This is a genomic window from Blastococcus sp. SYSU DS0669 (assembly GCF_054050895.1).
On the sequence record NZ_JBJHAE010000009.1, the window covers coordinates 1 to 22359 of the forward strand.

A 22359-nucleotide genomic window follows, 5' to 3' on the forward strand; every position below is an offset into this window, starting at 1 on the left:
CACCCAGCTCCAACACCGTGGGCTTGAGCGCATCCCCGGCGATCGCCGCCACCGACTGCCCCGCCGGCCCGCTGCCGGTCAGCGTCGCGGCCACCACCCGATCATCACGCAGCACCCGCTCCACCGTCCCCGAGCCGATCAGCAGCGTCTGGAACACATCCGCCGGGAACCCCGCCCGCCGGAAGCACTCCTCCAGGTACAGCGCGGTCTGCGGCACGTTGCTGGCGTGCTTGAGCAACCCCACGTTCCCCGCCATCAACGCCGGCGCGGCGAACCGCATCGCCTGCCACAACGGAAAGTTCCACGGCATGACCGCCAGCACCACACCCAGGGGCTGGTGCACCACGAACGCCCGCTCCGCCCCCACCGCCGCCGCGTCCTTCGGTACGGGCTCCAGCATCGCCGGGCCGTGCTCGGCATACCAGCGCAACGCCTTCGCACACTTGCCCACCTCCGCCTTGGCAGAAGCCAGCGTCTTGCCCATCTCGGTCGTCATCAGCTCGGCGACGGCGTCGCTGTCGCCGTCCAGCACATCGGCCGCCGCCGACAGCCACCCCGCCCGCTCCTCCGGCGAGGTCAACCGGTAGCCCGCGAACGCCCGGGCCGCACGAGCCAGCTTCTCCTCCAACGCCTCCTCCCCCAACGGCTCATAGGTCTTCAGCGTCTCGCCGGTCGCCGGGTTAATCGTCGCGATGGCCATGGTGTTCTCCCGGGTGTCGTGGTCGGGCAGGGGTGCTGCGGTGGTCGGTGGGTGGGTCAGGCGTGCTGCTCGCGCAGCAGGTTCTTCTGCACCTTGCCGGTCGAGGTCTTGGGCAGGTCCCCGCGGACGAAGCGCTTCGGCGTCTTGAAGGAGGCCAGCCGCGACCGGACGAAGTCGGCCAGCTCCTGGTCCTCGACGTCGGCCCCGGCCCGCAGCGTCACGTAGGCCACCGGGACCTCGCCCCACTTCTCGTGCGGCTCGGCGACCACGGCGGACTCGACGACCGCGGGGTGGGCGTCCAGGGCGCGCTCGATCTCCACCGAGGAGATGTTCTCGCCACCGGAGATGATGATGTCCTTGCTGCGGTCGCGGATCTCCACGTAGCCGTCCGGGTGGACGACCGCGAGGTCACCGGTGCGGAACCAGCCCCGCTGCCCGTCCGGGTCGGCGAGGGTGACCGCCGCGGTGGCCTCGTCGTCCCGGTAGTAGCCGAGCATGACGTCGTTGCCGCGGGCCACGATCTCGCCGATGGTCGTCGCGTCGCGCGGCACGTCGGCGCCCTGGTCGTCCACGACGCGCAGCGGGTCGGCGACGACGTTGCCCACCCCCTGCCGGGCCTTGAGCTCGGCCTGCTGCTCGGCGCCGAGGTCGTCCCACTCCGGGTGCCACTCGTTGAGCGCCAGCGGACCGTAGGTCTCGGTCAGCCCGTACAGGTGCGTGACCTCCATGTTCAGCGCCGACATGCGCGCCAGCAGGGTCGGGGTGGGCGGCGCGCCACCGGTCTGCACCTGGACCCGGGGCTCCACCGGGCCCGCGGCCGCCTCGTCGGCGTTCAGGATCATGGTCAGCACGGTGGGCGCCGCGCTGAAGTGGGTGATCCCCTCGGTGCGCAGCAGCTCCCAGATGCGGGCGGGCTCGACCTTGGGCAGGCAGACGTGCGTGGCGCCGGCGGCCGAGACCGCCCACGGGAAGCACCAGCCGTTGCAGTGGAACATCGGCAGGGTCCAGAGGTACTGGCTGCGGGAGCCGATCCCGGTGTGCATCGCCATCGCGAGGGCCTGCAGGTAGGCCCCGCGGTGGGCGTACATGACGCCCTTCGGCCGCCCCGTCGTGCCCGAGGTGTAGTTCAGCGCGAGCAGCCCGGTCTCGTCCGCGCACGGCAGCGCCAGCGGCTCGGCGCCGGCCAGCAGCTGCTCGTACTCGCTGTCCGGGTCACCGGCCAGCACCAGCGGGATCCCGGCCGCGCCGGCCACCTCGGCCGCGGTCGCCGCGAACTGCGGGTCGGCGACCAGCAGCGAGGCCCCGGAGTGGTCCAGGACGTAGCCGAGCTCCCCCGGGGAGAGCCGGGTGTTCAGCGGCACCATCACCGCGCCCGCCCACGGGATGCCGTTGTGCAGCTCCAGCATCGTGCCGCTGTTGGCGCAGAGCGCCGCCACGCGGTCCCCGGGTGCGATGCCGCGCGCGGCGAGCCCACCGGCCAGCCGGCGGGACCGGTCGGCGAACTCCCGGTAGGTGTGGCGGCGCTCGCCGTCGATGATCGCGGTGCGGTCGGGGAACACCCGCGCCGACCTCTCGAGGTAGGCCGTGGGGCTGAGCTGGCTGAACGTGAACGAGGCCATCCGGATCTCCTGACGGGTCGGCGGGGAGCGGATCGTGCGGTGCGTGCCGGTCAGCCCCCGCCCGGCCCGGGGGCGGCCGGCTCGGCGGGCGTCGTGGCGGGTGCGAAGCCGTACCGGCGGGCCGGGTTGTCGACGAGGACGGCGTGCCGGACGGCGGGGTCGGGCACCCACCGCTCCAGCCGCTGGCGCATCCCGGCGGCGTCGGGCAGCGGCAGCGTCACCCCGACGTGCGGCCAGTCGCTGCCCCACAGCAGGTTCTGCGGCCGCACCTCGACGAGGGCTCGGACCCGGGCGGCGATCGCCTCCTCGTGCCGTTCCCACGCCTCGGCGAACGCGGCGCCGCCGGGCGTCCCCCCGGCCCCGGCCGGCAGCAGGCGCTCCAGCCCGGACAGGGTCACCCAGACCTGGTCCTCGGCGAGCAGCTCCAGCACGAGCTGCACGGCGGGGTCGTCGACGCCGACGTCCGACGGCAGGTAGCCGAGGTGGTCCAGGACGACCGGCACCGGGCAGCGGCGGACGGCGTCGCCGAGCCGGTCGAGGTGCCGGCGCACGTCGGTCCAGACCTCGATGTGCCAGCCCAGGGGCGCCACCGTCTCGCCGACCTCCACCAGCGACTCGACGGGCACGCCGCCCGGGTACCCGTCCTGCACGCGGGTACCCCGCACCCCGGCGGCGTGCATGACGGCCAGCTCCTCCGGGGGCGTGCCCGGCGCGACGCAGGCGACGCCGCGCAGCGCGTCGGGCCGGGTGCGCAGCGCGGCCAGCAGGCACCGGTGGTCGTCGCCGTAGGCGCTGGGCTGCACCAGCACCCCGCGGTCGCAGCCGGCGGCGCGGAGGTGCTCCGCGTGGTCGTGCACGTCGACCGGCGGCGGCTCGTAGGCGGCCCCGCCGACCAGGCGGGGGTCGCCCACGCCGTCGGCGACGAAGACGTGGCAGTGGGCGTCGATCGCGCTCATGGACGGTCCTCCGGGGGCTGGGCCGCTCCGTCGCCGGCGCGCACCGCGGCGAGCTCGTCGAGCACCGGCAGCAGGTGGGTGCGGAACAGGGGGTAGTTCTCCGCCATCGGGAAGTGCCCGATCCCCGGCATGGTGCCGCCGCGGGCACCCGGGATCGCCGCCAGCGCCGCGGCGGTGTCCTCGGGGGTGCAGGCGTGGTCGTACTCGCCGGTGAGCAGGTACACCGGGCACCGCGCGGTGTCGATCTCGCCGGCCCGGCCGCGCAGGTCGAGGTCCTCCGAGTAGAAGTACGTGTCACCGCGGTAGATCCCCGGGCCGCCCTGGCTGTAGGTCCACCACACCTCGCGGCGGAAGACCTCCGGGCTGGAGGGCGACATCAGGCTCGCCGTCCAGGAGGCGACGGCCTGCTGGGCGTTGATGTCGGGGTGCAGCGACCAGTCCTGGAAGCGCCCCTCGACGTGCAGCGCCCCCGACAGCCCGATCACCCCGCCCCAGCGACCGGGGTCGCGCCGGGCGAGCTCGATGACCAGCGAGCCGGCCATCGAGCAGCCGAGCACGACGGGCCGGTCCAGCTCCAGCGCCGCGCAGACGTCCTCCACCAGGGCCACGTAGCGGTCGGTGGTGAGCAGGTACTCATCGGTCCACCACCCGTCCGGCGGGAGAGAGCGGCCGTGCCAGGGGAGGTCGAAGGCGACGACCCGGTGCCGGCCGGTCACCTCCGGATCGCCGAGCAGGTGGCGGAACTGGCGGCTGTCCGACCCGGCGGTGTGCAGGGCGAGCAGCACCGGTCCGCAGCCGGCCTCCTCGAAGTAGACGCGGTAGGGGGTGCCGGACGACCGGAGGTTCACGTAGCGGCCGACGACGTCCTCGATCACCGCCCCCTCCCCCCGCCGGCGGCGGCGCCGTGCGCCGCTCCCCGGTCGTGCAGCCGCGCGAGCTCGACGAGGCGGGTGATGACCCGCAGGTGCCGGATGAGCTGCTCGCGGCCGGCGACCACCTCGAGGCCGTCGGGCACCTTGGTCAGCGCCAGCAGGTCGTGCCGGCGCGGCGCGGCTCCGGGGTCGACGAGCTCCCGCCAGGCGGACAGCGGCCCGCGGAGCTCCAGGTCGGCGCCGGGGCCGCCGTCCCCGATGCCGACCACGCCCCGGTCGTAGCGGACGAGGACGTCCCCGCCGCGGTCGTCGACGAGGCGGGCGGTGAAGACGGAGAACCGCCCGATGTGCGCGTTCTCGGGGTCCGCCGCCACCGCGCGGGCCCAGCCGGTCAGCCACTCGCGCCCGGTCACGCCGGCAGCCTCCCCAGCACGCCGGCGACGCCGGCCAGCTCCGGGGACACCGGCTCGAGCCGGTCGAGCACGCCGGGGTCGTGGCCGGTGAGCACGTGGTCGACCGCCCCGGAGGAGACCAGGTCGCGGACCGTCTGCAGCCCCCGGTACAGACCGGGCAGGTCGGTGACGGCGATGAAGGGCATGTCGCGCTCCAGCTCCTCGGTGAAGTGGACGGCGTCGGAGGCGAGCAGCACCACCCCGGCGGCGGTGCGCACGGTGACCACGGCCTGCCCCGGCGTGTGCCCGCCCACCTCGGTGACGACGACCCCCGGTGCGACCTCGCAGGACCCGGAGAACCGGCGCAGCCGCCCCTCGGCCTCGGCCCGGGTCAGGGCCGCCACCTCGTCGGCCTCGGTGAAGTGCCCGATCAGCGGCTTGGCCGCCATCGGTGAGGTCCAGAAGTCGACCTCGGCGGCGCTGACCACCACGGTCGCCGCGGGGAACAGCCCGACGTTCCCGATGTGGTCGTAGTGGGCGTGGGTGACCACCAGGGTGTGCGGCGCGGCGGTGTCCACCCCGAGCCGCCGGTAGGCGTCGGCGGGGTCGACGAGCACCGTTCGCCCCCGCGCCTCCGCCGGCCCGCGGGCGAACCCGGTGTCGACCAGCACCGTCGTGTGCGCGTTGCGCAGGATCCACAGGTGGTAGTCGACGGTGAAGTCGGCGTCCGGTTCGCCGTACTGGGCGTAGTTGAGGAACACCTCGCTCCGCCGCGCCCGGCGGGTGCCGTGCCGGACGACGACCACCTCGTAGACGTCCTCCGGCGGCGCACCCGCTCCCGCTCCGGCTGCCATGGCCGCCGCCTCCCCGGCCCCGCCCATCAGGCCCCGCGGCCGCCCTCGTGCACGGCGACCGTCGGCTCGAGGCCGTCCGCGCCGACGACCTCACGCCACGCGTCGAAGCCCGCCTGGAACGCCACGATCCCGGCCTCGGGGAGCGCGATCTCGATCGCCTCGAGGATCTCCTCGGGGCTGACGCCCAGGTCCAGCGCCACCCGGATGTGGCTCTGGATGTGCCCCTTGGACGCCCGGATCACCGTCAGGCTGACGATGAAGATCAGCTCCTTGGTCTTCCGGTCGAGCCGGCGCTGGTCGAGGTAGGCGGCGCTGACCAGCCCGTTGGCCGCCTGCAGCACCGGGAAGTCGTGCTTGGCCATGACCTTGTGGTAGTCGAGGACGTAGCCCCGGGATCGGGCCATGTCGTCGATGTAGGCCTGCGGGTCGTCGGTCACGGGGTCTCCTCGTCGTCGGTGGCGGGTGGTGCGGGCCGGTCTGCGGCCCCGCTGCGCAGCGGGGTCCCGTTGACCGCCTCGTAGTGGCGGGCGATCTCGGTGTGGTCCAGGCCGGTCCCGCCGAGCGCCTCGCGCGCCCCGACCGCCGCGGCGTACGCGGCGTCGGTGACCGGCGTGCTGGCGCCCTGCGCCGCGGCCAGGGACCGGGCGATGCCCAGGTCCTTGATCATCAGGTCCATGGCGAAGCCGGAGTCGTAGCTGCCGGTCAGGACGTGCTTCGGGTACTTGACCTCGGTGGCCTGGGAGCGGCCGGTGGAGGCGTTGAGCACCTCGACCATCACCTCGGGGGCGATGCCGAAGCCCGCGGCGACGGTGAGCACCTCGGCGGCGGCCGCCAGGTTCGTCGCCGACAGCAGGTTGTTCAGCGCCTTGGCGGCGTGACCGGCGCCCGCGGCGCCGACCACGAGCACCGCTCCGCCGAGCGGCTCCAGGTGCGGCCGGGCGCGCTCGACGTCCCCGGGATCGCCCCCGACCATGATCGACAGCTCCCCCGTGACGGCTCTCGCGACGCCCCCGGAGACGGGCGCGTCCACGTACCCGGTGCCCCGCGCCCGCGCGTCGGCGGCCAGCCGCCGGGTGCTCGCCGGCTCCGAGGAGCCCATGTCGATCACCAGCGCCCCCTCCGGCAACCGGGCCAGGAGCCCGTCGGTCAGGAGCACCGCCTCGACGACTCGGCTGTCGGGCAGCATGAGGACGACGGTGTCGACGTCGGCGGGGAGCTCGGCGAGCGAGGGCAGCGCCCGGCAGCCCAGCTCCTCCCCCAGGGCGGAGGCGACCGCGGGGTCGGCGTCGAACAGCACCGTGTCGAACCGGGCGGCGTGCCGGCGGGCCATCGGTGCGCCCATGCGGCCCAGCCCCACGAAGAGCGTGCTCACGAGGCCGCGAACCGGTTGCGCAGCTCCACCTTGCGGATCTTCCCGCTCGGCGTCTTGGGCAGCGAGTCGACCAGCTCCAGCCGCTCGGGCAGGAAGTGCTTGCTCAGCCCCTGCGCGAGGAGGAAGTCGCACACCTCCGCCAGCGTCGGCTCGGCGCTCCCCTGCGGCACGACGACGGCGCAGGCCCGCTCGCCCAGCCGCACGTCGGGGATCCCGATGACCGAGGCCTCGACGACCTGCGGGTGCTGGAACAGCAGGCTCTCGACCACGGTGACGGGGATGTTCTCGCCCCCGCGGATGACGATGTCCTTGGTGCGCCCCTCGAGCAGGACGTACCCCTCCTCGGTGCGCCGCGCGGTGTCGCCGGTGGTGAACCAGCCGTCGGCGTCGATCTCCCGGGCCGTCGCCTCCGGCAGGTCCAGGTAGCCCAGGAAGAGCCCGGGGCCCCGGATCCGCAGCGCCCCGATGACCCCGGGGCCGGCCTCCTCCCCGGCCGTGTCGACGACGCTGACGTCGGTGCCGGGCACGGGGACGCCGTCGGTCGCCTGGGCCGCCGCCGGCAGGGAGGGCGCGCAGGAGATCCCGATGCCGAGCTCGGTCATGCCCCACGCCGGGCAGACGTAGCAGCCGAACAGCTCGCCGGCGACCGTCGGCAGGGTCCGCGGCACGGGCGCCCCGGCCAGGACGACGGTGCGCAGCGAGCACTCCTCGTCGTGCGCCAGCTCGGTCAGCACGAGGTCCTGCAGGAACGTCGGCGCCGAGAACATGGTCGTGACGCCCTCCTCCCGCACCACGGCGACGGCCTGCTCGGGCACCCAGCGGTCCAGGTAGACCCCCGTGCCCCGCAGGTAGGTGGTCAGGAGGACGCCCCAGAGGAAGCCGGTGTGGTGCCCGACGGGCGAGGCGATCAGGTTGACCAGGGGCTCGCCGAGGGTGTCCCGGCCCACGTGCGCCACCCAGTTCCGCAGCACGGCGAAGAGGGTCTGGTGGGTGTTCATGACCCCCTTCGGCTCGCCGGTCGTGCCGGAGGTGAAGCCGACGTGGCAGAGCGCGCGCGGATCGGGCGCGGGCAGCTCCACCTCGGGGGCGTCCAGCAGCGAGGAGAGCGGCCGGGCGCCGTCCCCGGCCGTGGGTTCCCCGGCCGGGCCGCCGGCCACCACGACGTGCCGCACCGACGGCAGCCCGCCCCGCAGGCCCTCCACCAGCGCCCGCGGGCTGTTGCTGCCGAACCGCTCCGCCACCACCACGACGGTGGCCCCGGTGCGGCGCAGGATGACCTCGACCTCCCGCTCGCCGTAGGCCACCGGGATGCCGCTGTACACCGCCCCCAGCTCGTTGATCGCGAAGATGAGCGCCGCGAAGTCGGTCGAGTTCGGCAGCATCACCGCCACGAAGTCACCGGCGCGGACGCCCAGGGCGTGCAGCCCGCAGGCGTAGCGGTGGGCCCGTTCGTCGAGCTCGGCGTAGGTGGTCCGCCGGGCACCCGGCGCGCCGCTGACCCGGTCGATCGCCGCCACCCGCTGCGGCTGCTCGGCGGCGGCCGAGGTGAGCAGCGCGCGCAGCGGCCGCGCCTCCCACGCCCCGCTCTCCTCGTACTCGCGGGCGAGCCCGGGGGTCAGCCGGCTGTCGGGTCGCACGCCCGGGTGGGCGGCGGCCGGGTCCGGGGGTGGCGTGCTCGTTCGCTGGTCGGTCACCACGGTCGCTCCTCGTGCGGGTCGGTGGGCTCGGATGCGGGGGTCAGGCGGCCGGGGAGCAGGTGAGGACGACCTTGCCGGCGACGCTGCCGGAGCGGACGGCCTCGAGGGCGGCACCGGCCTGCTCGAGGGGGTAGGTGCGGGCGACCGGCACCGTGAGCCGCCCCTCGACGTACAGCTGCAGCAGGTGCTCGATCGCGGCCCGGACCGACTCCGGCTCCCGGTCGCGGTAGTCGGACACCTGCAGGCCCAGGACGGCGAGGTTCTTCACCAGGACGTGGCCGGCCTTGATCGTCGGCAGGTCGCCGGAGGCGAACCCGATGACGACCAGCCGCCCCTCCCAGGCGGTGCAGCGCAGCGACTGGGCGAACACCTCGCCGCCCACGAGCTCGAGGACGACGTCGGCCCCGCGCCCCTCGGTCAGCGCCAGGACCTCGTCGCGCATCGCGGGGCCGGCCATCACCACCGCGTCGGCCCCCTGCTGCCGGGCGAGGGCCGCCCGCTCCTCGTCCTGCGCCACCGCGATCACCGTGGCCCCGAGCGCCTTGGCGATCTGGACGCCGGCCGAGCCGACGCCGCCGCCGGCGCCGGTGACCAGGACCGTCTCCCCCGGGCGCAGGCCGGCCCGCCGCACCAGGGCGAAGTGCGCGGTGATGGCGCCCAGCCCGAAGGCCGCGGCGTCGACGAAGGGCACCTCGTCGGGCAGCGCGACCACCTGGGCCGCCGGCACGGCGACCAGCTCGGCGTAGCCGCCGTGCTCGATCTGGGCCAGCACCCGGTCGCCGGCGGCGAAGCGGTCCACGCCCTCCCCCACCGCGCGGACCGTGCCGGCGATCTCCTTGCCGGGGGCGAACGGGCGCTCGGGGAGGATCTGGTAGCTGCCGGCCACGACGAGGACGTCGGGGAAGTTGACCCCGGCCGCCGCCACCTCGACCAGCACCTCGCCGGGGCCGGCCACGGGATCGGCGAGCTCGCCGGGGACGAGGGTGTCCGGCGGGCCGAACTCCTGGACCACTGCTGCTCTCATGCGGGGCTCCTGGTGGGGGTGGCGGGCCGGCCGAAGGTCAGCGCCTCCGGGCCGGTCCGCAGCGGCGGGTAGGGCAGGGGCCCCGGCGGCGACCGGAGCTCGTCCACGACCGGGACGGGGAGCGCGCCGACGTCGAACCCGGGCCCGGCCACCCGGTGCGCGGAGCGGGTGCGCAGCGTCTGGCTGCGCGCGGCCTCCTCGAGCGTGGCGACGACGCAGCAGCACACGTCCTGCCCCTCGAACAGCTCGCGCCAGTGGGCGGCGGGGTGCGCGGCGATCCGCTCGGCGACCGCGGCGATCACCTCCTCCTCCCGGCCGGCGTCGGACCGGAGGGGGTCGGGCAGGTCGACGAGCTCGCAGAAGCGGCGCCAGAAGCGTTCCTCCAGGGGCGCGGCGGCCACGTGCCGGCCGTCGGCGGTCCGGTACAGGTGGTAGCGCGGGCTGCCGCCGGTGAGCAGGTCGCGGCCGGGCTCCGGCCAGGCCCCGCTGCCGGCGTGGGTGGCGAGGTAGCCGTAGGCCAGCGTGCTCAGGTTCGGGGTCATCCCGACGTCGAGGTGGCAGCCCTCGCCGGTGGCCTGCCGCCGGAAGAGGGCCAGCAGGATGTTCACCACCGCGGGGTAGGTGCCGCCGGCGATGTCGGCGATCACCGTGGGCGGGAGGTGCGGGTCGCCGCGGTCGTCCACGACGACCCCGAGCAGCCCGGACTCGGCGAGGTAGTTGAGGTCGTGCCCGGCGCGGCCGGCCGCCGGCCCGGTCTGGCCGTAGCCGGTGATCGAGCAGTAGACGATCCCGGGAGCCACGGCCCGGAAGTCCTCGTAGCCCAGGCCCAGCCGGTCCATGACGCCGGGCCGGAACTGCTCGACGACGACGTCCACCTCGGGCGCCAGGGCGAGGAGCCGGTCGCGGACGGCGGGGTCCTTGAGGTCGACGGCGGCGCTGCGCTTGCCCCGGTTGAGCAGCGCGTAGTTGGCGCTGGTGTCGCCCAGGCGGGGCACGTAGCCGCGCATCTCGTCGCCGTGCGGGGGCCGCTCCACCTGCAGGACCTCCGCGCCGGCCTCGGCGAGCAGCAGCGTCGCCAGCGGCCCGGGCAGCAGGGCGGAGAAGTCGAGCACCCGGACGCCGGCCAGGGGTGGCGCCGGCCGGCCGGCCCCGCCGGCGCTCACGGCTGCGCCCCGACCAGCGTGCGGGCCGCCGTCCGGGCCGCCTCCACCGCCCCGCAGGCCGCGCGCAGCGACACCGCGTCGCGCAGCAGGCCCTCCACGGGGTACTCGGTCATGTAGCCGTAGCCGCCGTGCGACTGCACCGCGGCCGCCGCGACGTCGAGGGCCGCGTCGCAGGCCGGCAGCAGGGCCGCGGCCACGGCGTCCGGGCGGTCGAGGTCGGCCGTGACGGCGGACACCAGGAGCGTGCGGGCGGTCGCGGCCTGGGCGGCCAGCGCGGCGCGGACGGTCGGGAGCTCGGTGAGCGGGGCACCGAACTGCACCCGGTCGGCGCTGTACCCCAACGCCGCGGCGGCCGCGGCCTCGGCGATCCCGGCGGCGACCGCGGCCGCGCCGGCGTCCAGGAGCGTGCGGGCGCGCCCGGCCTGCGGGCCGCGGAGCACGTGGTCGTCGGGCACCCGGGCGTCCAGCCCGACGCCGACGGTCAGCGCGCCGTCGAGCCCGGTGCGCGCGACCGGGGCACCGAACGTGATCCCCTCCGGCGGGACGAGGACGGCGGTGCCGGCGTCCAGGAGCACTACCAGCCGCGGCTCCCGGCCGGCGGGGTCGATCCGGTCGAGAGCGCCGGTCAGCCGCCCCCCGGCCAGGGTCACCGAGCCCGGGTCGGCCACCGCCACCGCGACCGGGGCCCCGTCGTGCAGGCCGTCGAGCAGCGCGGGCAGCCGGCCGGCGGCCAGCACCGGGGCCGCGGCGTGCGCCTGCACCGACGCCCACGCCAGGGCCGGCCACGTCCCGGCGAGCCGGGCGAGCGCGACCAGCATCGTGGCGGCCGGCGCCCCCCCGCCGCCGTCGGACTCCGCTGCGCCGAGGGTCCACAGGCCCTGCTCGGCCAGGACCCGCCGCGCGGCGTCGACGTCGTCCGGGCGGTCGTCGCCCACCCGCGCGAGCCGGTCCGCGGCGAGGTCGTCGACCAGGTCGAGGACCGCCTGCTGGTCGTCGTCGAGCCGGGGCCCGGCCCAGGGCCGCCTCACGACCAGAAGGTTTCCGGGTCCGGCGACCGCTTGGCGCCGAAGGCGTTCCCCGTCTCGTGCGCCTCCTTGGTGGCCAGGTACAGGGTGAGCTGCTGGTCGTGGGCCATGCGCGCCTGTCCGAGCACGCCGGTGTGCCGGGCGGAGAAGGCGCCCTTGAGCGCCCCGATGGCCATCGGGCTGCGGGTGGCGATCTCCGCGGCCACCTCCTGCGCCCGCGACACCGCCTGGCCGGCCGGGACGACCTCGTTGACCAGGCCCATCGCCAGCGCCTGGGCCGCGGTGTACTTGCGGTTGAGGTACCACATCTCCTTGGCCCGCTTCCGGCCGATGGAGTCCTCCAGGTACCAGGTGCCGTAGCCGGCGTCGAAGCTGCCCACCATGGGCCCGACCTGCCGGAAGACGGCGTTCTCCGCGGCGATGGTGAGGTCGCAGACGTTGTGCAGCACGTTGCCGCCGCCCACCGCGAAGCCGTTCACGGCGGCGACCACCGGCTTGGCGATGGTGTCGATCGCCTCGTACACGTCGATGATCGGCAGCACCTGGGAGTAGTCCAGCGAGGTCGTCTCGTCGTGCTCGCCACCGATGCAGAAGAACTTGTCGCCCGCCCCGGTGAGCACCGCGGCGCGCAGCGAGGGATCGGTGCGGAAGCGCTGGAGGGCGTCCTTGAGCTCCAGCAGGGTCTGCGCGCGCAGCTTGTTGCCGGCGCCCTCCCGGTCGATCGTCAGGGTCAGGACCGGCCCCGAGGTCTCGCTCCGGATGTCGGTGTAGTCGCTCATCGAACCTCTCCGTGCTCGTCGGCGCCCGCGCGGAAGCCGCGACCGCTCTTGGTGCCGAGGTAGCCGGCCGCGACCATCTGGTGCAGCAGCGGCGGTGGGGCGAACTGGGGGTCGAGCGTCGCCTCGTAGGCGGACTCGGTGGCGTGCCGGTGGACGTCGATGCCGATCAGGTCCAGCAGCGCCAGCGGGCCGAGCTTGTAGCCCAGCCCGAGCTGGATCGCCACGTCGATGTCCTCGGCGCTGGCCAGCCCGTCGTCGTACTCCTGCACGACGTCGTTGAGGTAGGGCATCAGCAGCCGGTTGACCAGGAAGCCCGGTCGGTCCTTGACCTCCACCGGCGACTTGCCGAGGTCCTCGACGAAGGCGACCAGGTCGGCGACGACGTCGGCGTCGGTCTGCAGCGCCCGGACCACCTCGACCAGGGCCATCACCGGTGCGGGGTTGAAGAAGTGCAGCCCCGCCATGCGTCCGGGCCGGTCCAGGGAGGCGGCCAGGTCGGTGACCGACAGCGCCGAGGTGTTCGTGGTGAGCACCGCCTCCGGCCCGACGACCTCCGCGACCCGTCCGAGCAGCTCCACCTTGACGTCGTGCTGCTCGACGACCGCCTCGACCACCAGGTCCACGCCGGCGAGGTCGGCGACGTCGGTCGTGCCGCGGATCCGGCCGAGGACGGCGTCCCGCTCCTCCTCCGTGGTCTTGCCGCGGCTGACCCCGCCGTCGAGGAAGGTCCGCACCGCGTCCCGGCCGCGGTCGATCCGGGCCTGCTCGGTCTCCAGGACGACGACGTCGCGACCGGAGGCGGCCACCACCTGCGCGATCCCGGCGCCCATCGTCCCGAACCCCAGGACGGCGACCCGCGGGAAGGTCCTCATGCTCGAACTCCGTTCGCTGCTGCCGGCCTCAGGCACCGAAGGCCTTGGTGGTCTCGTAGGTGTAGAAGCCGCGGCCGGTCTTCCGCCCGAGGTCGCCGGCGGCGATCATCCGATCGACCAGCGGCGGGGGCGCGAAGCGCGGCTCGCGCAGCTGCTCGTAGAGCCGCATCGACACCGCCTTGTGCACGTCGAGGCCGACCACGTCGAGCAGCTGGAAGGGACCCATGGGGTGGCGCAGCGCCCCCAGGACGGCTCGGTCGATCGACTCGACGGTGCCCAGCCCCGCTTCCAGGGCGCGGATGCAGTTGTTCTCCCAGGGGATGAGGAAGCGGTTGAGGATGAAGCCGGGGCGGTCCTTGGTCAGCACCGTGGTCTTCCCGACGCCGGCGAGGAACTCCAGCGACCGCTTCGTGGCCTCCGGGGCGGTGTGCCGGCCCTCCGCCACCTCGACCAGCTTCATCAGCTGCGCGGGGTTGCAGTAGTGGGTGCCGACGACCCGCTCGGGGTGCCGGGAGCCCGACGCGATCGACGTGACCGACAGCGTCGAGGTGTTGGTGTGGAAGAGCGTGTCGCGGGAGACGACGCCGTCGAGCTCGGCGAAGAGCGCCTTCTTGACCTCGAGGTCCTCGAAGACCGCCTCGACGACCACGTCCGCCGGGGCCAGGTCGCGGAGCTCGGTGGTGCCCGACAGGTTGGCCAGGGCGGCCTCGAGCTGCTCCTCGGTGAGCTTGCCGAGCGAGGCGCTGCGGCGCAGGAAGCTCTCCACGGTGCCGAGGCCGCGCTCCACGGCGGCGTCGTCGAGGTCGCGGAGGATCGTGCGGTGGCCGGCGCGCGCTGCGACGACGGCGATGCCCGCCCCCATCGTGCCGCCGCCGACCACGGCGACGGTGAGCTGGTCCTGGGTCATCGGTCTCTCTCCCTCGCCGGTACGGCGGTCGGGTGCGGGTGGGCGGTCACCGGGCGGTCTGGCCGCCGTCGACGACGACCACCTCGCCGGTCATGAAGTCCGACGCGGGGCCGGCCAGCAGCAGCAGCCAGGGGGCCAGCTCCTGCGCCTCCCCCATCCGGCGGGCGGGGACGGCGCGCAGCACCCGGGAGAGCGCCTCGCCGTCGGCGCGCAGCTCGGCGTTCATGTCGGTGGCGAAGTAGCCGGGGGCCAGGGCGTTGACCTGGACCCCGTGGCGGGCCCACTCGACGGCCATCGACCGGGTGAAGGCGACGACCGCGGCCTTGGAGGCGCAGTAGGCCGCGTGGCCGGGCACCCCCTTGAAGGCGAAGTTCGAGGCGATGTTGACGACCTTGCCCGACCCCTGCGCCACCATGTGCGCGCCGGCGGCGCGGGTGGCCAGGTAGGTGCCGCGGACGTTGGTGTCCATGACCCGGTCCCACTCGGCCGGGTCCTGCTCCAGCAGCGGGGTGCTGTCGATGACGCCGGAGTTGTTGACCAGGACGTCGAGGCCACCGAGCTCGGCCACCGTCGTGTCGACCAGCCGCTGGACGGCGGCCGCGTCGGTGACGTCGGTCGGCACGACCAGCGCCCGCCGTCCCGTGCCCTCGATCTCGGCGGCGACCTGCTCCAGCTGGTCGCGGCTGCGCGCCGCCACCGCGACGTCGGCGCCCGCGCCGGCCAGCGCGACCGCGAGGGCCCGGCCGAGACCGCGGCCGGCGCCGGTGACGACGGCGACCTTGCCGAGCAGCGGCTGCTCCGCGGTGCTCACCGCAGCACCCCCTTGAGCCGTCCGGCGGTGTCGCGGGCGATCAGGAGTCGCTGCACCTCGTTGGTCCCGTCGTAGATCTGGGTCACCTTGGCGTCCCTCAGGTAGCGCTCGATGCCGAGCCCGGACAGGTCGCCTACGCGGCCGAGCGCCTTCGTGGCCGCTACGGCGACCTGCCAGCCGATGTCGGTGCACGCCTGCTTCATCAGCCCGATCGCCCCGCCGCCGGCCCCGCCGGTGCGGTCGACCTCCCGGGCCACCGCGAGGAGCGTGAGCCGGCCACGCAGGATCGCGCCGCGCATGTCGGCCAGTGCGAAGGCCACGTCCGGCGGCAGGTCCGCGCCGTGCACCCGCTGCAGCGCGACCAGCGCGTGCGCGTAGGCGCCGCGGGCCAGCCCGACGCCCTGCGCCGCGGCGCTGATCCGCGACTTCGTCACCGAGCTGACGACGATCGCCCAGCCCTCGCCCTCCCCGCCGAGGCGGTGGGACACCGGCACCGGCGTCCGGTCGAGGAAGAGCTCGGCGGTGGTGGAGCCGTGCATCCCGGTCTTGCGCATCGGGGCGCCACGGGTGAGCCCCGGGGCGTCGCCGTCGACGACGAAGGCGGTGATCCCCCGCCGGCCGGCGCGCGGGTCGACGGTGGCGAAGCAGACCACCACGTCGGAGCGGTCGCCGGTGGTGATGAAGGTCTTGGAGCCGGTGAGGGCGTACCCGGTGGTCCGCCCGTCCGCGTCCGTCTCGGCGACCGCGAGGGTGCGGAGGGCGGAGGCGTCGCTGCCGGCCCCGGGCTCGGTGACGCCCAGCGACCCGTAGCGGCTGCCGTCGGCCAGGCCGGGGACGTACCGCCGCGCCAGGTCGGGGCCGCCCGCGTGCAGGATCGGGTACGCGGCGTGCATCTGGGTCATGTAGACGAGGCTCGTGGCCGGGCAGCCGGCGGTGATCTCCTCCATCGCCGCCGCGTAGGCCACCGTGCTGTCGCCGGTGCCGCCGTACTCCTCCGGCACCAGGAGCCCGCCCAGCCCGGCGCGGGCGAGCGCCTGGTAGCTGTCGTGGGCGAAGACGTGGTCGCGGTCGCGGGCGGCCGCGCCGGGGGCGACGTGCTCGGCGACCACCTCGCGGGTGCGCGTCCGCACCGCGCGCTCGCGGGGGTCGAGCAGTGCGTCGGCGACCTCCTCGTCGAGGGCGCCGTGCAGCGCCAGGTAGGCGTCCGGCTCGAGGTCGTGCACCGGCGCCCCGCCGGTGGTGGAGACGGTCACGCGTCCTCCTCCGGACGCGCGGGCGCGTCGTCGAACCGCGGCGCGCGGCGGGCCTTGAAGGCGGCGATGCCCTCGGCCGCCTCGGCGCCGCCGGTGACCAGGCCGGCCAGCGCGGTCTCGAACGCCAGGCCCGCCTCCAGCGGGGTGTCGGCTCCGTGCCGCAGCGCCAGCAGGACCGCGCGCACCGCCCGCGGCCCGCGGGCCGCGATGCGGCCGGCCAGCTCCTGCGCCGTCGCCAGGACCTCCTCGACCGGCACCGGCGGCACCGGCGTGAGGCCGAGGGCGTGGGCGCGGTCGGCCGCGATGCGCGCACCGGTGAGCATCGTGTGCGCCGCGACCGGCTGCCCGACCCGGCGGGCCAGCCGCTGCGTGCCGCCGTAGCCGGGCATCAGCCCGAGCCCCGCCTCGGGGAGGCCCAGCTCGGCGGTGTCGGCCAGGACCGGGAAGGTGCACGCCAGCACCAGCTCGAACCCGCCGCCCAGGGCCAGCCCGTTGACGGCGGCGATCACCGGGACCGGGCAGCGCTCGACCCGCCCGACCACGGCCTGGCCGGCGGCGAGGACGTCGTAGGCCTCGTCTCCCGACAGCCCGGCGAGCTCGTCGAGGTCGGCCCCGGCGCTGAACGCCCGGTGGCCGCTGCCGGTGAGCACGATCGCCCGCACGCCCTCGGCCGGCAGCGCGGCGACCACCGCGTCGAGGTCGGCCAGGACCCGGGCGTTCAGCGCGTTGTGCACCTCGGGCCGGGTGATCCGGATCGTCGCCACCGGGCCGTCCCGGAGCACCTCGAGCACCTCCGAGCCGCTCACGAGACCCGCCGCCCTTCCGCGGCCGCCGGTGCGGCGACCGCGCCCGAGGCGAGGAGCCGGTCGATGGTGGCGGGGTCGAACCCGGCCTGCTGCAGCACCTCGACCGTGTGCTCCCCGAGCTCGGGGAAGCGCTCGTTGCGCGGCTCGGGGATCGACGCCAGCCGGAAGGGGCTGCGCACGCCGTTGAGCACGCCGTCGTAACCGGGGACCGGCAGGATCGCGCCCCGGGCGACCACCTGGGGGTCGGTGGTGACCTCGGCCAGCCCCTGCACCAGCGAGGCGGGCACCCCGGCGTCCGCGAGGACCGCCAGCCACTCGCCCGCCGGCCGCCGCGCGAGGACCGCGGTGATCGCGGTGATCAGCTCGCCGCGGTGCGCGCGCCGCCCGGCGTTGTCGCGGAGGCGGTCGTCCTCGGCGAGGTCGGGCAGGCCGACGGCGGCGCAGAAGCGCCGCCAGATGACGTCGTTGCCGATCGCGATGACGATGTCCCGGTCGGCGGTCGGGAACGGCTGGTAGACGGCCAGGACCGAGTCGGTCCCGCCGCTGGGGACCGGCTCCGGGTCACCGGCGAGGTAGGCCGCCACCCGGGGCGCGAGCAGGGCCAGGTCGGAGTCCAGGAGCGAGACGTCGACGAGGTCGCCCCGCCCGGTCGTGCGCTGCCGGACGACGGCGGCGCTGACGGCGAGCGCCGCCGCCATCCCGGTGACGATGTCGGAGAGCGCGGTCGAGACGCGCTGGGGGGACCCGCCGGCCGGGCCGGTCACCGACATCAGCCCGGAGCGGGCCTGGGCGACGAGGTCGTACCCCGGCAGCTCGGCGTCCGGTCCGGTGAGCCCGAGCCCCGACATCGCGCAGTAGACGAGCCGCGGGTGGCGGGCCCGGACGTCCTCCGGGCTCAGCCCGAGCGGCGCGAGCTTCGCGGGGTTGAGGTTCTCGATGAGGACGTCGGCGCCGGCCAGCAGCCGGTGCAGGACGGCGATGCCGTCCGTGGTCCGGAGGTCGATGGCCACGCTGCGCTTGTTGCGGTTGGCCGAGGCGAACCAGGCCGATGCCCCGTCGACGCTCGGCGGGCTCCACCAGCGGGCGTCGTCACCGGTCCGCGGGCGCTCCACCTTGACCACGTCGGCGCCGAGGTCGGCGAGGTACATGGAGGCCGTCGGGCCCGCGTAGGACGTCGACATGTCGACCACGCGGAGCCCCTGCAGGGGCGCGTGGGAGCCCGCCCTGGTCGTCGTCGGTGGCACTGGTCGGCACCGCCCTCTCGTGTCTCGCGGCCTGCGCCGAAACGTAGGCAGTCACCGCGCCGGGTGTCAATGTCGGACATTTACCGACGACCCCGTTCCACCTCGCCCGCCGGGCCACCCGTGGGCTCGGGCGCGCCGGTGACTTGCGAGGTTGACGCGCCGTAACGGGAACTGCGTAGTGCCGGAGGCCCCGAGGGCGGGCGGGTCCGCCGACCGAATTGGACCGTGACCCTTGACACAGCTGCTTAATGTCCGACATTGTCCCCGGCACGTGGTCCCCGACCACACGGGACCGGCGCGGTGGGCGCCCAGCGCACCCACACGGGATCCCTCCCGGCGACTCCACCGTTCCCCCGCCACGGCGGCCCGGCCGCGCGCCGTGGCGGGGGTCCCGGTACCGACCACAGGATCCGCGCTCGCGGAACCTGGCCCCGAGACGGAGGACGAGCATGACGACAGCCGCGCAGGCCACCGACGAGCACGAACGGAACCGCAAGCACGCCCAGCGGGGCGCCTTCTACGGGTTCTACGTGGACATGTTCGACATCTACCTGCCGATCATCGCCCTGGCGCCCGCGATCGGGTACTTCATCTCCCCCGATCTCGACGCGTCCACCACGGCCGTCATCACCGGCATGATCTTCGCCGCGACGCTCGTCGGCCGGCCGCTCGGCGCGCTCATCTTCGGGCGCTACGCGGACATGCACGGCCGCAAGAACGCCACCGTCATCGCCGTCGCCGGCTTCGGCATCCTGACGATCGTCGTCGGGCTGCTGCCGGGGTACCAGACCTGGGGGATCGGCTCGGTCGTCGTCTTCGTGCTGCTGCGCTTCGTGATCGGCATCTTCGTCGGCGGGGAGTACACCGCGGCCAGCCCGCTGGCGATGGAGTACTCCCCCAAGGAGAAGCGCGGTCTCAACGGCGGCCTGATCATGACCGGCTTCCCGCTCGCCTACGTCTCGGTCGCCGTGATCACCTTCGTCATGCTGCAGATCGCCCCCGCGGGCGACCTCGACTCCCCCTACGTGCAGTGGGGCTGGCGCATCCCGTTCTTCATCGGCGGCGCCATGGCCCTGGCCTTCGTCGTCTACTACCTGAAGAGCGTCCGGGAGTCGGAGCTGTTCGAGGGCAGCGGCGGCGGGGGAACCCCGGTCAAGGACCTGTTCACCGGCCAGAACAGGAAGAACTTCATCCAGGTCTTCATCCTGATGACCGGCTTCTGGCTGTCGCTGAACTGCGTGACCGCCATCCTCCCGGGCCTGCTCAGCTCGGAGAGCAACCTGTCCCCGACCCAGGTCACCGCGACCCTGATCGTCGCCTACCTCGTGGTGGCCGTCATGTACGTGGTCTGCGCCGTGATCAGCCAGCGGACCGGCCGCCGGCCGTTCCTGATGGTGTGGGGCGGGATCGCCGGCATCGGCGGCACCGCGGTCTACGCCGCCTACCTGGCGTGGAAGCCGCAGAACCTGTTCGTCGTCATGGTCATGGTCACGCTCATCGCGGTGCTCGTGGTCTCGGTGTGGGGCCTGACGACGGTGTACATCAACGAGCGCTTCCAGACCGGGGTGCGGGCGACCGGCTTCGGGCTCGGCTACAGCCTCGCGGTGGTCATCCCCTCGTTCTACGCCTTCTACCAGTCCGGGCTCTCCGCGGTGATGCCGTTCGAGTGGACGGTGCTGCCGCTGCTGGTGATCGGCTGCGCCTTCATCACGTTCGGGGCGGCGATGGGTCCGGAGACCAAGGACGTCGACTTCGCCGCGGCGGACAAGGAGCCGGCGCTCGACCACTGACGTCGCCGGTCCGACGGCGGCCCCCGCCGCTGGGTGGCCCCGGGTCTCGGGACCCGGGGCCACCCCTCGGCGGACGTATGATCAACAGCGCCGAAACGCAAGCTCCCCCGCCGGGCGCCCGGGACGGGGTGGCCCTGGCAGACGAGGGGACGCAGTGGCGGAATCCGTGGCGGTGCGCGGCAGCATCGGCAAGAAGGTGCTCCGGCCACGCCAGCAGGTCGAGGACCAGATCAAGGCGGCCATCCTCTCCGGCTCGCTGCGCCCGGGCGACCGGCTGCCCGGCGAGGTCGAGCTCGCGCGGCAGTTCGCGGTCAGCCGCACCACCGTGCGCGAGGCGCTGCGGTCGCTGTCCACGCAGAACCTGATCACCACGACCCCCGGCGCCGGGGGCGGCAGCTTCGTCCGCCAGATCGACCACTCCGCGCTGCGCAGCGCCCTCGTCGACTCCGTGCACCACCTGCTGGCGCTCGGCGGGATCGAGTTCGAGGAGGTCGCGCTGGTCCGGCAGCACCTCGAGGTGCCGGCCGTCCGGCTGGCGGCCGTCCACCGCACCGAGGAGGACCTGCAGGAGCTCCGCGACGTCGTGGCCCTGCAGAAGTCCATCTCCGTGGAGGACCCGCGCGTCCCGGCGCTGGACGAGCAGTTCCACGGGGCCATCGCCCGGGCGTCGGGCAACCGGGTGCTCGCCTCGTTCGTGAGCGCGCTGCACCTGGAGACCGAACCGGTGCACTACCTGGACCTCTCCCCCGAGGTCGGGCGGACCACCGTCCGGCAGCACCAGCGGATCGTCCGCGCGCTCGCCGACCAGGACCCCGCCGCCGCCGAGGAGGCGATGATCGAGCACCTGACGTACCTGCGCGGGCACCTGCTGGCCTACCAGCAGCGCTGAGGCGCCGACCGCACCTCAGACCGCGGGGAGCAGGAGCAGCGCGGTCGGCACCAGCAGTAGCAGGACTGCGGCGGCCAGCGCCGCCGCGCGCGCCGCGGGCGGGAGCGGGTCGGCCGGCTCCAGCAGCCGGACCACCCGGGCCCGGACCCCGGGCCCGGCCACCGCGAGGGCCCCGGTCGGCACCCCGCCGGCACCCTCCGCGGCCGCGACGATCGCCTCCGCCAGCGTGCGGCGCGGAGAGGAGCCGCGCAGCGAGCCCAGGGCCACGTCGTCCGCCCGCATCTCGACCAGCTCGCGGACCGCCCCGTAGGCCCGCTCGGCCGCCGGCAGCACCGGCAGCGCCGCCTTCCAGGCCACGAAGGGCAGCAGCAGCAGGTGGTGGCGCTCGCCGAGGTGGGCCCGCTCGTGCGCGACGACGGCGGCCAGCTGGTCCCCGTCGAGCTCGGCGACCATGCCGGAGGAGAGCACCAGCAGCGGCCGGGCGCCCGGGATGCAGAAGGCCACGGGCACGGGGTGCTCGAGCAGCCGGGCGTCGGGCTCGGGGGCCGGCTGCACCACCAGCTCCAGCAGCGCCCGGTGGCGGCGCCGGGTGCGGGCGATGCGCACCCACGAGAGCACCAGCACGCCGACCAGCTCGAACGCGAGCACCCCGGCGAGGGTCAGCGCGACCCAGTGGTCACCCCGCACCGCCTCCGTCGCGGCCCGGCCGTGCAGCACCGTCCACAGCGCCTCGGGCAGCGAGTGCCCCCAGGGCGCCAGCCCGTGCACCAGCAGCGCGCCGATGATCGACAGCCCGCCGGCGAGCCCGATCGCCTGCCAGCAGAGCAGCGCGACCAGCGGGTCGCGCCGGGGCCAGGTGGCGCGGGCGAGCAGCGCGGGCACCGGCCAGGCCAGCAGCGCGGCGAGGACGGCGAGGAGCGCGGCGGTGGTGGGCAGCACCGGGCGGGTCCCGGGTCAGCCCTGAGGGGCGTCGTCGGTACCGGCGGCGGCCAGCAGGTCGCGCAGCATCCGGGCCTCGTCGGCGTCGACGGCACCGACGAAGCGGGCCAGCACGGCCTGCCGGTCGGCGGCCTGCCCCAGCACCTCGCGCATCACCTCGGCGGCGTGCTCCTCGCGGCTGGTCCGCGCCGAGAAGCGGCGCGGGCGGGCCTCGTCGTGGACGACGAAACCCTTCTGCTCCAGCCTGCTCAGCACCGTGTGGACGGTGGTCAGCGCGAGCCCGCGGTCGCCCAGCCCGTCGCGCAGCAGGGTCGCCGCCACCGGGCCGTCCGCGGCCCACAGCCGCTCCATGACGGCGCGCTCCAGCTCCCCCAGCGAGGCCATCGCTCTCCTGT

Annotated in this window: 23 protein-coding genes; 2 read left to right on the plus strand and 21 right to left on the minus strand. The window is 75.0% G+C overall.

What is annotated here, in order from left to right; genetic code table 11:
• From ACI792_RS11240 to ACI792_RS11330, 19 genes are all read right to left on the minus strand, one after another.
• The coding region (locus tag ACI792_RS11240; RefSeq protein WP_456602640.1) for an aldehyde dehydrogenase family protein at positions 1-700 on the minus strand (700 nt) is incomplete at its 3' end.
• A 56-nt stretch (positions 701-756) separates the two neighbouring features.
• The gene (locus ACI792_RS11245) at positions 757-2319 is read right to left on the minus strand and encodes an acyl--CoA ligase family protein (RefSeq protein WP_456602641.1); all 1563 of its coding nucleotides are present in this window, start codon (positions 2317-2319) and stop codon (positions 757-759) included.
• A 50-nt stretch (positions 2320-2369) separates the two neighbouring features.
• A complete protein-coding gene (locus ACI792_RS11250; protein ID WP_456602642.1) occupies positions 2370-3275 on the minus strand; it encodes an amidohydrolase family protein in 906 nt (301 codons plus the stop codon).
• Entirely contained in the window at positions 3272-4150 is an 879-nt protein-coding gene (locus ACI792_RS11255) for an alpha/beta fold hydrolase (protein WP_456602643.1), read from the minus strand. The genes ACI792_RS11250 and ACI792_RS11255 overlap by 4 nt, the downstream gene beginning before the upstream one ends.
• Positions 4147-4560 (minus strand): hypothetical protein, encoded by a 414-nt coding sequence (locus tag ACI792_RS11260; protein WP_456602644.1) that lies wholly within the window; start codon positions 4558-4560, stop codon positions 4147-4149. Before ACI792_RS11260 ends, ACI792_RS11255 begins: the two co-directional genes overlap by 4 nt.
• On the minus strand, positions 4557-5393 hold the full coding sequence (locus tag ACI792_RS11265) for an N-acyl homoserine lactonase family protein (protein WP_456602645.1): 837 nt from the start codon (positions 5391-5393) through the stop codon (positions 4557-4559). Before ACI792_RS11265 ends, ACI792_RS11260 begins: the two co-directional genes overlap by 4 nt.
• Before the next feature lie 26 nt (positions 5394-5419).
• The gene (locus ACI792_RS11270; RefSeq protein ID WP_456602646.1) at positions 5420-5830 is read right to left on the minus strand and encodes a carboxymuconolactone decarboxylase family protein; all 411 of its coding nucleotides are present in this window, start codon (positions 5828-5830) and stop codon (positions 5420-5422) included.
• Positions 5827-6765 (minus strand): NAD(P)-dependent oxidoreductase, encoded by a 939-nt coding sequence (locus tag ACI792_RS11275; RefSeq protein ID WP_456602647.1) that lies wholly within the window; start codon positions 6763-6765, stop codon positions 5827-5829. The genes ACI792_RS11270 and ACI792_RS11275 overlap by 4 nt, the downstream gene beginning before the upstream one ends.
• Positions 6762-8459: an AMP-binding protein gene (locus ACI792_RS11280; RefSeq protein WP_456602648.1), complete on the minus strand. Its 1698-nt coding sequence runs from the start codon at positions 8457-8459 to the stop codon at positions 6762-6764. The genes ACI792_RS11275 and ACI792_RS11280 overlap by 4 nt, the downstream gene beginning before the upstream one ends.
• A gap of 43 nt (positions 8460-8502) precedes the next feature.
• On the minus strand, positions 8503-9486 hold the full coding sequence (locus tag ACI792_RS11285) for an NADPH:quinone oxidoreductase family protein (protein ID WP_456602649.1): 984 nt from the start codon (positions 9484-9486) through the stop codon (positions 8503-8505).
• Positions 9483-10649: a CaiB/BaiF CoA transferase family protein gene (locus ACI792_RS11290; protein ID WP_456602650.1), complete on the minus strand. Its 1167-nt coding sequence runs from the start codon at positions 10647-10649 to the stop codon at positions 9483-9485. The genes ACI792_RS11285 and ACI792_RS11290 overlap by 4 nt, the downstream gene beginning before the upstream one ends.
• Complete coding sequence (locus tag ACI792_RS11295) at positions 10646-11677, minus strand: acyl-CoA dehydrogenase family protein (RefSeq protein ID WP_456602651.1); 1032 nt, start codon at positions 11675-11677, stop codon at positions 10646-10648. Before ACI792_RS11295 ends, ACI792_RS11290 begins: the two co-directional genes overlap by 4 nt.
• Positions 11674-12453: an enoyl-CoA hydratase-related protein gene (locus ACI792_RS11300; RefSeq protein WP_456602652.1), complete on the minus strand. Its 780-nt coding sequence runs from the start codon at positions 12451-12453 to the stop codon at positions 11674-11676. Before ACI792_RS11300 ends, ACI792_RS11295 begins: the two co-directional genes overlap by 4 nt.
• Entirely contained in the window at positions 12450-13325 is an 876-nt protein-coding gene (locus tag ACI792_RS11305) for a 3-hydroxyacyl-CoA dehydrogenase family protein (protein ID WP_456602653.1), read from the minus strand. The genes ACI792_RS11300 and ACI792_RS11305 overlap by 4 nt, the downstream gene beginning before the upstream one ends.
• 28 nt (positions 13326-13353) lie before the next feature.
• Positions 13354-14232, minus strand: coding sequence for a 3-hydroxyacyl-CoA dehydrogenase family protein (locus tag ACI792_RS11310; protein WP_456602654.1), 879 nt, complete (start codon positions 14230-14232; stop codon positions 13354-13356).
• 46 nt (positions 14233-14278) lie between these two features.
• Positions 14279-15043: an SDR family NAD(P)-dependent oxidoreductase gene (locus ACI792_RS11315; RefSeq protein WP_456602655.1), complete on the minus strand. Its 765-nt coding sequence runs from the start codon at positions 15041-15043 to the stop codon at positions 14279-14281.
• A complete protein-coding gene (locus tag ACI792_RS11320) occupies positions 15040-16296 on the minus strand; it encodes an acyl-CoA dehydrogenase family protein (protein WP_456602656.1) in 1257 nt (418 codons plus the stop codon). The genes ACI792_RS11315 and ACI792_RS11320 overlap by 4 nt, the downstream gene beginning before the upstream one ends.
• Complete coding sequence (locus ACI792_RS11325; protein ID WP_456602657.1) at positions 16293-17102, minus strand: enoyl-CoA hydratase/isomerase family protein; 810 nt, start codon at positions 17100-17102, stop codon at positions 16293-16295. Before ACI792_RS11325 ends, ACI792_RS11320 begins: the two co-directional genes overlap by 4 nt.
• Positions 17099-18346, minus strand: coding sequence for a CaiB/BaiF CoA transferase family protein (locus ACI792_RS11330; RefSeq protein ID WP_456602658.1), 1248 nt, complete (start codon positions 18344-18346; stop codon positions 17099-17101). Before ACI792_RS11330 ends, ACI792_RS11325 begins: the two co-directional genes overlap by 4 nt.
• 449 nt (positions 18347-18795) lie before the next feature.
• On the opposite strand from ACI792_RS11330, the gene ACI792_RS11335 reads away from it, so the two are divergent.
• Both ACI792_RS11335 and ACI792_RS11340 read left to right on the plus strand, forming a co-directional pair.
• Positions 18796-20136, plus strand: coding sequence for an MFS transporter (locus tag ACI792_RS11335; protein ID WP_456602659.1), 1341 nt, complete (start codon positions 18796-18798; stop codon positions 20134-20136).
• 154 nt (positions 20137-20290) lie between these two features.
• On the plus strand, positions 20291-21025 hold the full coding sequence (locus ACI792_RS11340; protein ID WP_456602660.1) for a FadR/GntR family transcriptional regulator: 735 nt from the start codon (positions 20291-20293) through the stop codon (positions 21023-21025).
• 15 nt (positions 21026-21040) lie between these two features.
• Here the strand turns inward: ACI792_RS11340 and ACI792_RS11345 are convergent, their stop codons facing one another.
• Both ACI792_RS11345 and ACI792_RS11350 read right to left on the minus strand, forming a co-directional pair.
• Complete coding sequence (locus ACI792_RS11345; protein WP_456602661.1) at positions 21041-21964, minus strand: M56 family metallopeptidase; 924 nt, start codon at positions 21962-21964, stop codon at positions 21041-21043.
• Between the two features lie 15 nt (positions 21965-21979).
• A complete protein-coding gene (locus tag ACI792_RS11350; RefSeq protein WP_456602662.1) occupies positions 21980-22348 on the minus strand; it encodes a BlaI/MecI/CopY family transcriptional regulator in 369 nt (122 codons plus the stop codon).
• Between the last annotated feature and the right edge of the window lie 11 nt (positions 22349-22359).